Consider the following 12,462-nt stretch of genomic DNA (forward strand, 5'->3'; position numbering starts at 1 on the left):
TGTTGATGTATCCGAGTTTTGTTCGTGAGTGCAACATTCATATTGAAGGGAAGCCAAAGACCAACCCTCTCAAAGGACGCCAAGACATGACCAAAACTATCCTTCACATCGACGCCTCGGCCCGCCGCACCGGTTCAGCAACCCGCGATCTTTCCAATCGGATCGTCAGGCACCTGGGTGCCAACCGCATCATCCGGCGTGATCTGGCCAGCCCTCTGCCGCTGCTGACCGAAGACTGGATTGCTGCAAACTTTACACCTGCCGATGATCGCGACTCGGTACAGCGTGACCGGCTGGCCCTGTCGGACGAGTTGGTACAGGAGCTGCAGGATGCGGACACGATTGTTATCGGTTTGCCGATCTACAACTTTTCGGTGCCCGCAGCGTTCAAGGCCTGGATCGACCTTGTTGCCCGCGTCGGCCTGACATTCAGCTACAGCGAAAACGGCCCTAAAGGGTTGCTGGAAGGCAAGCGCGCCGTTCTGGCCATCGCCTCGGGCGGAACGGCTGTCGGATCCGAGGTCGACTATGCTTCGGGCTATGCCCGCCATGTGCTGGGCTTCATCGGAATCACCGATGTCGATGTCGTCGCCGCCGATCAAATGGCGCTGGATCCCGAAAACACCCTCAGCACCGCACAAAAGGCTGTAAGCGAGCTGGCCGCCTAATCCCCCTCTGGTGCTGTGCCGCCAAAGCGTTCAATCTGTTCAGAGGTTTCTCTCGGCAGATTGGACGTTTTGTCATGAAAAAGATCGGAATTCTTGGGGGCGTCGGCTGGGCATCGACCGTAGACTACTACCGGGCCATCGCTGAAGGTGCGAGCAGTCACTTTGCCAAATGCGGCCACGGATCCCCGCTTCCGATCCCTCCGATGACAATCGAATCTGTTGTGCAGGCCCACACGCGCGCGCTGCGAGGGATGGCCGGCGATGAAGACAGCTGGGCAGATTTCGATGCGGTGTTTCGTGCGGCTTTGCTGACTCTGGAGCGGGCCGGATGTGATTTTGGGATTATCGCATCCAATACGCCGCATGCCCGCCTGCATGCGATCCGGCGCGGTGTAAGCATGCCGATCCTCAGCATTTTTGACGCGACCGCCGAAGCAACCGCCAAAACCGGGGCTGAAAAGGCGCTGGTCCTCGGCACTTCGGTGACGATGGAAGCTCGCAACTACGCTGACCGGCTTTCGGTTGAAGGTATTTCGGCAAACGAACGCTTGCCCCAGCCCGAGATCGCAAAAATGCAGTCGATGATCGATACCGATTTCTATGGCGGAGCCTCCGAGAACGCACGCGGCCGGCTGCTGGCTTATTGCAACAGGCACGCCACGCCGGGCACCGCCATCCTGCTGGCCTGTACCGAATTACCGCTGGCCTTTCCAAACCATTTGGATGATCCGGTGTTCAAGGCCGCGGGGCATCTGTTTGTTAACCCGTCCGCAGCCCATGTTGCTGCGGCCCTGACCGAAGCGCTTGAGGAAGGCTGAGCCTTAGTTCACTGCAACCAGCCTACTTCACATTTGATTCGGTCAAAGAAGGCCATCACATCCCCACGGGCCATCGCGACAGTTCTGTCATTGACCAACGGGTGCATATTAATGACATCTACCTGCTGCGCGGCAGCGTCCATGAAGAACCGCACGTTGTTTTGTACGCCATTTATCATCGCCAGCGGGCTGACCGCGCCGGGGCGAATACCGAGGTTCTGGAACAGGCGATCAGCTGAACCAAAAGATAGGCTTCCCACACCAAGCTCGGCGCCCAGCGCTTTGAGGTCAATCTCGCGACTTTGCTCCAGCGTGACCAGATAGTTCCGTTTCTTCTTGTCGCGCAGATATAGGTTCTTGAGGCGCAGGGTGCTCTCGCCGGGCACCAGAAACTGATCTTCCACACCTTTGGCATCTTCGACAGTGCGCAGCGGGATATGAGTATGCAGCCGATAGGTCAGGCCCCAGGCATCCAGCTGCGCCAACAGTGCGTCGGAACTGAGCGGCAATGTGTCCTGAAAAGTGGATGATGCGCCCATGGGAACCTCATGTTTCATGCGCTCATCGCGTATCACGCGGGTAAATTCAAGCCACGACAACCTGCAATCTCAGTGTTAGCGTGCCGCCATGAAAGTGACGCGCAACACCCCGGACCAACTCATTCTATCCAATACGCCCTGGCTGATTGGCATCATGTTGGCGATCTTTATCCTTTGCTTTGTCGGTGCAGGCCTCTTCTTGGCCACCGAAGGGAGTGAGGGTGTCTGGTTCGGCATTATCTTTTCTTTGTTCGGTGGCGGGTTAGGCTTTGGCGCGTTCTGCGCCTTTGTGCGCCGCGTGCAGGTTATATTGGACCGCAACCACAATAGCATTTTGATCCGTCGCCAATCGGTCTTTGGATATGACACCGTAGAACATGAGCTGTCGAACCTGTCTCATGCCGAGGTGGAAACCACCACCTCAACCCGCGACAGGACCACGTCCAAGATGCATCGTCCCGTTCTGATCCTGGAGAAAGGCATGAGCGCTGGTCGTCACCCGATTGTCGAAGCCTATGTCAGTGGACGCGGCGCGCAGCGGATGGTCGATGCGGTCAATGCCTGGCATCCGAAGCGCAAGGTTGACTCTGACAGCCAATCGGCCTAATGCCCCCTCCAAACATCCGGAAGCGTTTGATCTTCCGGTCCCTTGAGTCGTTCAGGGATCGCCCCCCACCAGCGAGTTTCGCCCGTGGGGGCAATTGTGTATTTAACCGGCGTTTCCTACCTAGGAAGTGCCACAAGATAACCGGCTAAGGAGGCCGCAGGCATGTTTGAAAATCTATCCGAACGCCTCTCTGGCGTCTTTGACCGGCTGACCAAACAAGGTGCCCTGTCCGAGGAAGACGTCAAAACCGCCCTGCGTGAGGTTCGCGTGGCCCTGCTTGAGGCCGATGTCTCGCTGCCGGTCGCGCGCGAATTCGTCAAGAAGGTGCAGGATCAGGCCACCGGTCAGGCTGTTACCAAATCGATTACCCCTGGTCAGCAGGTCGTCAAGATCGTGCATGACACGCTGGTCGAGGTGCTGCGCGGCGAAGAGGACCCAGGCGTTCTGAAGATCGACAACCCGCCTGCCCCGATCCTGATGGTTGGCCTTCAGGGCTCGGGTAAGACGACCACGACCGGCAAGCTGGCCAAGCGCCTGAAGGAGAAAGAAGGCAAGAAGGTCCTGATGGCCTCGCTCGACGTCTATCGCCCGGCGGCGATGGATCAGTTGGCCGTGCTGGGTACTCAGGTCGGAGTCGACACCCTGCCGATTGTTCCCGGACAGAAACCGGTCGATATCGCCAAACGTGCCAAGCAGCAGGCGACGCTGGGCGGCTATGACGTCTATATGCTGGATACCGCAGGTCGATTGCACATCGACGAAGTGCTGATGCAGGAAGTCGAAGACGTTCGCAATGCGGTCGACCCTCGTGAAACCCTGCTGGTTGTCGATGGCCTGACCGGTCAAGTCGCCGTTGAAGTGGCCGAAGAATTCGAAGCCAAGGTCGGCATCTCGGGCGTAGTTCTGACCCGGATGGACGGCGACGGGCGCGGCGGTGCGGCGCTGTCTATGCGCGCGGTCACCGGCAAGCCGATCCGCTTTGTCGGTTTGGGCGAGAAGATGGATGCGCTCGAAACCTTTGAGCCGGACCGGATCGCCGGTCGTATTCTGGGCATGGGCGACATCGTTGCTCTGGTCGAAAAGGCCCAGGAAACGATGGAGATGGAACAGACCGAGCGCATGATGAAGCGCATGGTCAAAGGTCAGTTCAACATGAACGACCTGAAGATGCAGCTGGAGCAGATGATCCAGATGGGCGGCATGCAGGGCATGATGGGCATGATGCCCGGCATGGGCAAGATGGCCAAGCAGGTCGAAGAAGCGGGCATGGATGACAAAGTGCTCAAGCGCCAGATCGCCATGATCCAGTCGATGACCAAACGCGAACGCGCCAACCCTCAATTGTTGCAAGCGAGCCGCAAGAAGCGCATCGCGGCAGGTTCCGGCATGGAAGTCAGCGACCTCAATAAGCTGCTCAAGATGCACCGACAGATGTCGGATATGATGAAGAAGATGGGCAAGATGGGCAAAGGCAAGATGCTGAAGCAGGCCATGAAAGGCATGTTTGGCAAAGGCGGCCCCTCGCCCGAGGATATGGCAGCGGGCATGGATCCCAAGGCGCTGGAACAGGCGGCCAAGGCGATGGGAGGCAAGATGCCCGGTATGCCTGGAATGGGTGGCGGCATGGCCCTGCCCCCGGGTTTGAGCGGTTTCGGAAAGAAAAAGTGACACCAGCACGCTGCACCCAGCCCCCGTCCGGAAAGGCGGCGATGGCAGCAGCGCAGTATCGCGCGGCCCTGCCGGTCATTCAGACCCGGCGGCTGGTTCTGCGTGCGCCCACTCTGGATGACCTGCCGGTGTGGACTTCAATCTGCAAGGAGAGCTTCGGCGATACTGAGCAGGAAGCGTGGACAGAGTTTTCCTACTACACTTCCGGCTGGCTTCTGCATGGTCACGGCCTGTTTTCGGTCACGCTTAAGGAGGATGATCAGGTCGTCGGCTTCGTCATTCTCGGCCTCGAATGGGACGACCAAGAGCCGGAGCTTGGCTACATGTTCCGCGCCGAACACCGCATGAAAGGCTATGCGACCGAGGCTTGCACGGCTGTGCGAGATTTCGGCTTTGATCTGTTGGGATCGGGTCGATTCGTAAGCTACGTGTCACAATCGAATACCCGCTCGAACGCTCTTGCGGAACGGCTGGGCGCATTACGGGACAAGACCGCTGAAGGTGCCTTTGACAATGATCAGCATGTCTGGCGGTATGGCGAGGCGCGGGCATGACACTCGCAATGAACATCCCCCGACTTGAAACCGAGCGCCTGATCCTGCGCGCACCTTGCGAAGCGGACGTTGCAGCCGAGGCAGAGTTCTTTGCCAGCGACGCCTCAAAATTTGTCGGCGGGCCGAAGCGTCACGACGAGACATGGCGGGCCATCGCCATGCTGCTGGGCCATTGGGCGATGCGCGGCTATGGCTTCTGGGGCGTCGAGGAAAAGGACACTGGCGCATATGTCGGCCATGTCGGACTGTGGTTCCCACACAGCTGGCCCGAACCCGAGATCGGCTGGACCCTGATGAACAACGCCACCGGTAAGGGTTATGCGACCGAGGCTGCGCTGGCCGCGCGCGCGCATGCATATGACGTTCTGGGTTGGGAAACGGCGATCTCACTGATCGATCCTGACAATCTGGGCAGCAAAGCGGTTGCGGAACGCATGGGCGCACAGTTCGATTACACGTTCGAGCATCCGGCCTTTGGCACGATGAATGTCTGGCGACACCCTGCCCCGTCTGATCTGGCGAACGGCGGGCTGGAGGCCTACGCATGACCTCAGCGGCAAATCCTCAACTTGAAACTGAACGTCTGATCCTTCGTGGCCCTTCGCCTGACGATGTCGCTCCGATGTTCGAGTTCTTCAAATCCGATCACAGCCTGTTCTACGGTGGCCCAATGACGGAAGCCGAGGCGTGGCGCAAGCTGACGCTATATGCTGGGCAGTGGACTTTGTGCGGCTATGGCTTGTTCTCGATTTACCGAAAGGCCGATATGGCCATGGTTGGTATGGCCGGGCCCTATCATCCAATTGATTTTCCGGAACCCGAGATGTCATGGCTGGTTGTCGGGCCTGAATTCGAAGGGCAAGGGCTGGCACGCGAGGCTTGCCAAACCGTCCTTTCACATTTGTTCAAGGAATTGGGTTGGACCAGCGTTGTCAGCTATATCGACACCGGAAACATCCGTTCGCAGAAGCTGGCTGAGCGGCTGGGGGCATCTTTGGACCAGAACGCGGTGGTTCCGCTGGAAAACTGCATAGCCTACCGTCACAGGCCGCAGTCAGGCGAGGGGCAGTGATGCAAAGCAGCTTTGTAATCCCTCACGTCGAGACCGACCGCCTGATCCTGCGCGCGCCGCATCTGGATGATCTGCCCGCAATGACCGCATTCTTTGCGACCGAGCGCAGCTATATGGTGGGTGGTCCCAAAGACGTGTTCGAGTGCTGGAGTTCGCTGTCAAACCGGCTGGGGCATTGGGCGTTGCGCGGTTATGGCCTGTGGCACCTGACCGACAAGGCCAGCGGCACATTCGTAGGATGGACCGGTATGATTTACGTGCCAGGCTGGGCTGAGCCCGAGTTGGGCTGGGCGCTGATGGCAGAGGCCGAGGGCAAAGGGCTGGGGTCCGAGGCTGCGACGGCGGCACGGGATTATGCCGCGCGATATCAGGACCTGAACGGTGTCATTTCGTACATCGCACATGCCAATGATCGCTCTCGTCTGCTGGCCAGACGCCTGGGTGCAACGCTGGAGCATGAAGACGCCGAGCTGTTGGGCAAACGCGCCCAGATCTGGCGACACCCAAAGATTGACGTGAATACCCCTGCTTTGACCGCTGAGAGGACCGGCCAATGACCAACCCCGTGACACAGGCTGCCACGCTGTTGAAAGAGCATCGCGAAAGCATCGACCGGCTGGACGCGATCCTTGTCTATACGCTAGGCGAGCGGTTCAAACACACCCAGGCCGTTGGCAAGCTCAAGGCCACACACGACCTTCCCCCGTCCGATCCGTCGCGCGAAGCCGCGCAGATCGCACGGTTAGAAGACCTGGCGAAAGAGGCCGATCTGGACCCCGATTTCGCCAAGGCTTTTCTGAACTTCATCATTCAGGAAGTCATCCGACACCACAGGAAACATCAAAAGTGAACCTTTGGTTCAACAAACACCAGAAATAACCGGACATCTTCCGGTCACGCCATTCAAAGGAGATATCACCATGGCAATGAAAATTCGTCTCGCCCGCGGCGGCTCGAAAAAACGGCCCTTCTACCGCATCGTGGCTGCTGACAGCCGCATGCCGCGCGACGGCCGTTTCATCGAAAAGCTTGGCACCTACAACCCGCTGCTGCCGAAAGACAGCGAAGAGCGCGTAAAAATGGATGTTGAGCGCGTTCAGTACTGGCTGGATCAGGGTGCACAGCCCACCGACCGTATCGCACGTATGCTAGAAGCAGCCGGCACCCGTGACAAAGCCGAGCGCAACAACCCCAACAAGGGCACCCCGGGCAAGAAAGCTCAGGAACGTGCGGAAGAGAAGGCTGCGAAGGCTGCTGAAGCTACTGAGGCCGCTGAAGCTCCTGCCGAAGAAGCGGCTGCGGAAGAATAAGCAGGCGAGCGCGTGCAGGATCAGGCGTTCACTGACGATTTTCGCACGCAGTTCGATCTGTTGATGCGGCTCCGGCGCGATGTGCGCCGGTTCCGCACCGACGCGATAGACGAGGCAGTGCTGACGCGCTGCCTCGACGCGTTTCAATTGGCCCCCTCGGTGGGGCTGAGCGAACCCTGGCGGGTGATCCGCGTTAAAAGCGCAGACGCACGGGCCGCAGCGCTGAAGAATTTTCAAACAGCCAACGTCGCTGCCCTTCGTGGATACTCCGGTGAGAAGGCGCAGCTTTACAGCCGCCTGAAACTGACGGGCATGCAAGAGGCCCCGGTGCAGCTGGCAGTCTTCTGTGACGATGCCACTGACAAAGGGCAAGGCCTGGGTGCGGGCACCATGCCCGAGATGCGGCGGTATTCCGTGGTTTCGGCCATCACCCTGTTCTGGCTGTCATTGCGGGCACAGGGGCTGGGTTTGGGATGGGTGTCCATCCTTGACCCCGACAAGATGGCCCAGGACTTGCGAGTCCCTCTTGATTGGCGACTTATCGGGTATTTCTGCGTTGGCTGGCCTGAAGAACCCTCGGAGACGCCCGAGCTTGAGCGTGTCGGCTGGGAAATCCGTGACGGCTGCCTGCCCATCGAAACGCGGTGATTGATAATGTTTGGACTGATACGACTTTCCATCCTGCTGCTGATCGCATTTATTGTCGGCGTGTTCTTTGAACGCAGCAATCAGCGCGAGGCCTGTGCCGAGCGAGGTAAATGGCAGGACGGTGTATGTGTAACAACGGCGGGATCAAATGACTGATCTGATCTGTGTCGGCAGTATTGCGGGCTCTTACGGGGTACGCGGTGAGGTACGGCTGAAGAGCTTTTGCGCTGTGCCGGAAGATATCGAGACCTATTCCCCACTAACAGATGAGGCGGGCCAAGAGCGTTATCCTGTGGTTCTGACCCGTCCGATAAAAAACGGCTTTGCCGCCCGATTGGGTGGGATCGAGACCAAGGAACAGGCTGACGCGATCAACGGCTTGCGCCTTTATGCCAGGCGCGCCCAGTTGCCGTCGCTTCCCGATGACGAATTCTACCACGCCGATCTGATCGGGCTTGATGTGTATGACACAGGTGGCACGTTGCTGGGCCAGGTCAAATCCGTGCAAAACCATGGCGCGACAGATTTATTGGAGCTTCACGGAGCGGGATTGAAATCAACGGTTCTGCTGCCCTTCACCCTGGAGGCGGTACCCACAGTCGATCTGGATCAGGGTCGTATCGTTGCTGACCCGCCCGAAGGCTTGATCTGATGCGGCGCGTCCTGCTGCATCTGGGGCTACACAAAACCGGCACCACAGCGGCGCAATCCTTTCTGTACGAAAACCGCGAGCTGATCTGGCCGCATTTCTCATTGGCCCTCCCCTATAAGACCCGCAAGGCCGGGTTGTCCGAGGCTGCTACACGCCATTCGATTTACCGTTTGGATTCAACGCTTTCAGACTTCGGAATCCGAATGAACGACTTTCTGGGCAAGCTGGATTTCGGCACCCGCCGCGGGCTGATCCTAAGCGAAGAGAATTTCTCGGGACTGCGGCCAAGCCGAAACCGCGTCGAAGGCTACGCGGCAGCGCCTGATCTTGTGGCCACTGTCGTCAGCGCCGTTCACCGTCGATTTTTGGGGGAAGAGGTCGACATGACTGTGTATCTGTCCCTGCGACAGCGGGACAGCTGGCTTTACAGCTTGTGGGCACATGACCTGCAACACAGCCGGGTCGTGCGGGATTTTGATGAGTTCTGCGCAGATCTGGATCACTTGCCAGATCTTCAGGGCACTGCGGACACCATACGCAAAAGGCTTCCATCGGTCACTGTCCAGACCGCATGGTTGGAAGACCTGCAAAAACGCCAATTCGGCCCCGGCGCGCCATTTGCTGAATTTCTGGACCTTTCGCAAAGCAAGGCCTTACGACTTGTAGCCCCCGATCGAACCAACTCCAGCCCGTCCAAAGAGGTACTGGCTGACCTATTGGCGCTGAACCGTTCGTCGCTGGAAGATGCGGCGCTGAACGCCCGAAAGAAAGCCGTGGTCGAAACCAGCCAGAGCGAAACGATCGGTCAAAAATGACAGAGAAGCCCACCAAATCCCACGGCCGCAAGGCGCTGCGCCCAACGCTGAAACCGCGCGAGCTGCTTACACCCACGCCAGATTTGCAAGGCGTGTGGAAGGCCAAGATCATCACGCTGTTCCCGTCGGCTTTTCCAGGCGTTCTGGGCGAAAGCCTGACCGGCAAGGCCCTGCAGGAAGGGCTGTGGCAGATGGAAACCGTGGATCTGCGACAGTTTGGGATTGGCAAACACCGCAACGTTGATGACACACCCGCAGGGGGCGGCGCGGGCATGGTTTTGCGTGCCGACGTTCTAGGGGCGGCGATCGAGCACACAATGGCAGGTGTTCAGGGCAACTGGCCGCTGATCTATCTCAGCCCACGCGGACGCCGCATGGACCAGCGCATGATGCAGAACCTGGCGCGTTGCGATGGTATGACCTTGCTATGTGGCCGTTTCGAAGGTGTGGATGAACGTGTGCTCGAACACTACGGGGTCCAGGAAGTGTCGCTGGGGGACTTTGTCATGACCGGCGGGGAAATCGCTGCGCAAGCCTTGATTGACGCCACCGTTCGGCTGATCCCCGGCGTTCTGGGAAACCAAGCCTCGACCGAGGAAGAAAGCTTTTCGTCCGGCCTGCTGGAACATCCGCAATATACCCGCCCAGCTGAGTGGAACGGCCGCCCGATCCCTGACATCCTTATGTCCGGCCACCATGGGCGCATCGAAGAATGGCGTCACAACAAAGCCAAGAATATAACTCGGGAAAGAAGGCCGGACGTGTGGGAAGAATATGTTTCTTCCCAAGAGGATAACGCGGATTAGCGGTGTCGATGTGTGGCGCACCTGCAGCAGTGATCGGCGGATACACAACGAACATCCTTCTGACGGGAATCCTGATTGGCGGCGGCACGGTCGCAACCGACGACGTGCCTAAGATCTAAGAGCCGCCAGCTTTCCATTGAGCCCAGGTTTCCGGCGTGCCGTTGAACGTGTTGATATCGACCCGACCGCGCACGCCGGGCACCAAACCGGTGCCCGTGTATTGCCAGAACCGCCAAAGTGCCCGCGGGTAGACCTGACGCGGGTGACCCGCCACCGATCTGAGCCAGAACTCGGTCCGAGGTAGCCGCGCGATATCTGTGTCCTCGAAAAAGTCCACGGTGGTGTAGACGATGGGCCGGCGGCCATAGTGACGTTCCAGAATATCAAGGAACCTTTGGGCTTCGGCGCGCACCGTCGCACCGTCGGGGCGCAATGTGCAGGTTCTGGAATGCGGCGTCCACTCCATGTCTAGGACATGCGGCAGGTCGGCACCTTTCGGGACATTCTGGATAAACCAACGGGCTTGTTCCCGCGCCGGACGGCAGAAGTAATAGTAGTGATACGCCCCCCAAGGCACCCCCGCCGCCTGCGCACCACGGCGGTGGTCGTCAAACAGCGGATCGGCAACATCCCCGCCTTCCGTTGCTTTCAAAAACGCAAAGCTTACCCCCGAAGCCTTGGCTGTGCGCCAATCAATCGGCCCCTGCCAGCGTGAGACATCGAGCCCATGAACAGGGTATAGACCGGGATGTCGCCCTTCCCATTCATGTGGGTCATCGTCGCCAAAATCGGGATAGACAACCGATGGTGCTGTTCTGTCGACGCCCGGTGCGGGTTCGATCACCTGAGGTTGCGGGCCGCCACGCCCGCAAGACACAAGCACAGCACCTGCAAATGCCAGCAAAAGCGCAAATCGCATGATGAGTTCCTGTTCTAAATTTCTGCTCTTTTAATTAGCTTCAGAATGCCCAATCATGGACGTAAGGCAACGCTGCATTTTGTAAATGGCGGAATCCCACCAGCCCGTGCTGCACATCACAGCGATTTAGTCTTGATCCTTCGCCGCAAAGCCCTTAAACGACCGCAATCCGGTGCCGCTTTTTGCGACTCCGGTGTTTTGGTTTGCATCATGGCGTGACGTCCTGCTTTCTTCAGCCCGGACGCGACGTGGCGGACTACACCAAAGGAACATTCGATCTGACCTCTGGCGGGCTGTACGCAGGACCCGGTGAAGACCAAGAGCTCTCAGGCCGTGCCCAAACTTCGTGGACCAACCACGAGCATATAGGAGTAAATGCGATGGACCTGATCGCACAGCTTGAGGCGGAACAAATTGCCGCCCTGGGGAAAGATATCCCCGATTTCAAAGCCGGAGACACCATCCGTGTCGGCTATAAAGTGACCGAGGGGTCGCGCACCCGTGTGCAGAACTACGAAGGCGTCTGCATCGCGCGCAACAACGGCAATGGCATTGCCGGTTCGTTCACCGTTCGCAAGATTTCGTTTGGCGAAGGCGTGGAGCGTGTGTTCCCGCTGTTCTCGACCAACATCGACAGCATCACCGTTGTCCGCCGCGGCCGCGTTCGTCGCGCCAAACTGTACTACCTGCGCTCGCGTCGTGGTAAATCCGCGCGTATCGCAGAAGTCACCAACTACAAGCCCAAGGCTGGCGCCGAGGCGTAAGGAGCGGAAAGATGAAAAAAGACATCCATCCCGATTATCACGTCATCAACGTCAAAATGACCGATGGCACCGTCGTTCAGATGAAATCCACCTGGGGCGCCGAAGGCGACCAGCTTGCTCTGGAAATCGACCCCTCTGTGCACCCTGCATGGACCGGTGGCTCGTCGCGCCTGATGGACGCCGGCGGCCGCGTGTCGAAGTTCAAAAAGAAGTACGAAGGCCTGGGTTTCTAAACCCTTTCCGTTTCGATTTCGAAAGGCCGTCCCGATGGGGCGGCCTTTTTTTGTCTCGTGGGTGGCTGCTTCGAGCCGATTCTGTCAATCCGATCTCTAAGCTGCACATACTCCCAAGACAAAAACTTATGCAGATGCATTAAAGACCACGCCTCAGAGCGATTTCGAAACCAGCCCTTCATGCAGTCTACAGCGAAGACCAACGCTCGAATTCACTGATCGCGGGACAAGGCGGCCAGCAAAGTAGTACCTTCAAATCGCCATAATTGAATACTTTACGCGCGCAAAGAATACAGCTAATCACCAGCTGCGAGTGGCTTTGCGTTTTGTTTGAGTACGCCGCGTGTTTTTCGGCAGCCGCTCGCACTCCTTCTCTTTGGTTCAAAAGA

The 12,462-nt window shown here is 58.4% G+C and carries 19 protein-coding genes; 17 read left to right on the forward strand and 2 right to left on the reverse strand.

Annotated features, from left to right (window positions below):
* The first annotated feature begins 86 nt into the window (after window positions 1–86).
* Window positions 87–668, forward strand: coding sequence for an NAD(P)H-dependent oxidoreductase (locus tag Q1B21_RS19380; RefSeq protein ID WP_299892296.1), 582 nt, complete (start codon window positions 87–89; stop codon window positions 666–668).
* A 74-nt stretch (window positions 669–742) separates the two neighbouring features.
* Window positions 743–1,486, forward strand: a complete 744-nt coding sequence (locus Q1B21_RS19385; RefSeq protein ID WP_299892299.1) for an aspartate/glutamate racemase family protein — start codon at window positions 743–745, stop codon at window positions 1,484–1,486.
* An 8-nt stretch (window positions 1,487–1,494) separates the two neighbouring features.
* Here Q1B21_RS19385 and Q1B21_RS19390 read toward each other — a convergent pair whose 3' ends face one another.
* A complete protein-coding gene (locus Q1B21_RS19390; protein ID WP_299892302.1) occupies window positions 1,495–2,025 on the reverse strand; it encodes a prolyl-tRNA synthetase associated domain-containing protein in 531 nt (176 codons plus the stop codon).
* An 88-nt stretch (window positions 2,026–2,113) separates the two neighbouring features.
* On the opposite strand from Q1B21_RS19390, the gene Q1B21_RS19395 reads away from it, so the two are divergent.
* The 13 genes from Q1B21_RS19395 to trmD all read left to right on the forward strand — a co-directional run bounded on the left by Q1B21_RS19395 (window position 2,114) and on the right by trmD (window position 10,157).
* Window positions 2,114–2,632 carry a hypothetical protein gene (locus tag Q1B21_RS19395; protein WP_299892305.1) on the forward strand — a complete coding sequence of 173 codons (519 nt, stop codon included), beginning with the start codon at window positions 2,114–2,116 and terminating at the stop codon, window positions 2,630–2,632.
* A gap of 162 nt (window positions 2,633–2,794) precedes the next feature.
* Window positions 2,795–4,300, forward strand: a complete 1,506-nt coding sequence (gene ffh / locus Q1B21_RS19400) for a signal recognition particle protein (protein ID WP_299083585.1) — start codon at window positions 2,795–2,797, stop codon at window positions 4,298–4,300.
* A complete protein-coding gene (locus Q1B21_RS19405) occupies window positions 4,297–4,854 on the forward strand; it encodes a GNAT family N-acetyltransferase (protein ID WP_299892309.1) in 558 nt (185 codons plus the stop codon). The genes ffh and Q1B21_RS19405 overlap by 4 nt, the downstream gene beginning before the upstream one ends.
* Entirely contained in the window at window positions 4,851–5,402 is a 552-nt protein-coding gene (locus Q1B21_RS19410; protein ID WP_299892312.1) for a GNAT family N-acetyltransferase, read from the forward strand. The genes Q1B21_RS19405 and Q1B21_RS19410 overlap by 4 nt, the downstream gene beginning before the upstream one ends.
* Entirely contained in the window at window positions 5,399–5,926 is a 528-nt protein-coding gene (locus Q1B21_RS19415) for a GNAT family N-acetyltransferase (protein ID WP_299892315.1), read from the forward strand. The genes Q1B21_RS19410 and Q1B21_RS19415 overlap by 4 nt, the downstream gene beginning before the upstream one ends.
* On the forward strand, window positions 5,926–6,483 hold the full coding sequence (locus tag Q1B21_RS19420; protein WP_299892318.1) for a GNAT family N-acetyltransferase: 558 nt from the start codon (window positions 5,926–5,928) through the stop codon (window positions 6,481–6,483). The genes Q1B21_RS19415 and Q1B21_RS19420 overlap by 1 nt, the downstream gene beginning before the upstream one ends.
* Window positions 6,480–6,776, forward strand: coding sequence for a chorismate mutase (locus Q1B21_RS19425; RefSeq protein WP_298937139.1), 297 nt, complete (start codon window positions 6,480–6,482; stop codon window positions 6,774–6,776). The genes Q1B21_RS19420 and Q1B21_RS19425 overlap by 4 nt, the downstream gene beginning before the upstream one ends.
* A gap of 70 nt (window positions 6,777–6,846) precedes the next feature.
* Window positions 6,847–7,236, forward strand: coding sequence for a 30S ribosomal protein S16 (gene rpsP, locus Q1B21_RS19430; protein WP_298937140.1), 390 nt, complete (start codon window positions 6,847–6,849; stop codon window positions 7,234–7,236).
* Window positions 7,237–7,248: 12 nt separating this feature from the next.
* Complete coding sequence (gene bluB, locus Q1B21_RS19435; protein ID WP_299892321.1) at window positions 7,249–7,884, forward strand: 5,6-dimethylbenzimidazole synthase; 636 nt, start codon at window positions 7,249–7,251, stop codon at window positions 7,882–7,884.
* 6 nt (window positions 7,885–7,890) lie between these two features.
* Window positions 7,891–8,040 carry a hypothetical protein gene (locus Q1B21_RS19440; RefSeq protein WP_299892322.1) on the forward strand — a complete coding sequence of 50 codons (150 nt, stop codon included), beginning with the start codon at window positions 7,891–7,893 and terminating at the stop codon, window positions 8,038–8,040.
* Entirely contained in the window at window positions 8,033–8,536 is a 504-nt protein-coding gene (gene rimM / locus Q1B21_RS19445) for a ribosome maturation factor RimM (RefSeq protein WP_298937143.1), read from the forward strand. The genes Q1B21_RS19440 and rimM overlap by 8 nt, the downstream gene beginning before the upstream one ends.
* Window positions 8,536–9,351, forward strand: coding sequence for a hypothetical protein (locus tag Q1B21_RS19450; RefSeq protein ID WP_299892323.1), 816 nt, complete (start codon window positions 8,536–8,538; stop codon window positions 9,349–9,351). Before rimM ends, Q1B21_RS19450 begins: the two co-directional genes overlap by 1 nt.
* Entirely contained in the window at window positions 9,348–10,157 is an 810-nt protein-coding gene (gene trmD / locus Q1B21_RS19455; RefSeq protein WP_298937145.1) for a tRNA (guanosine(37)-N1)-methyltransferase TrmD, read from the forward strand. Before Q1B21_RS19450 ends, trmD begins: the two co-directional genes overlap by 4 nt.
* A 115-nt stretch (window positions 10,158–10,272) precedes the next feature.
* Here trmD and Q1B21_RS19460 read toward each other — a convergent pair whose 3' ends face one another.
* Window positions 10,273–11,076, reverse strand: coding sequence for a GH25 family lysozyme (locus tag Q1B21_RS19460; RefSeq protein WP_299083611.1), 804 nt, complete (start codon window positions 11,074–11,076; stop codon window positions 10,273–10,275).
* A 380-nt stretch (window positions 11,077–11,456) separates the two neighbouring features.
* On the opposite strand from Q1B21_RS19460, the gene rplS reads away from it, so the two are divergent.
* Both rplS and rpmE read left to right on the forward strand, forming a co-directional pair.
* A complete protein-coding gene (rplS, locus tag Q1B21_RS19465; protein WP_120634534.1) occupies window positions 11,457–11,840 on the forward strand; it encodes a 50S ribosomal protein L19 in 384 nt (127 codons plus the stop codon).
* Between the two features lie 11 nt (window positions 11,841–11,851).
* A complete protein-coding gene (gene rpmE / locus Q1B21_RS19470) occupies window positions 11,852–12,073 on the forward strand; it encodes a 50S ribosomal protein L31 (protein ID WP_170636256.1) in 222 nt (73 codons plus the stop codon).
* The last annotated feature ends 389 nt before the right edge of the window (window positions 12,074–12,462 follow it).

Source organism: uncultured Ruegeria sp. (genome assembly GCF_947504215.1).
Classification (GTDB): domain Bacteria; phylum Pseudomonadota; class Alphaproteobacteria; order Rhodobacterales; family Rhodobacteraceae; genus Ruegeria.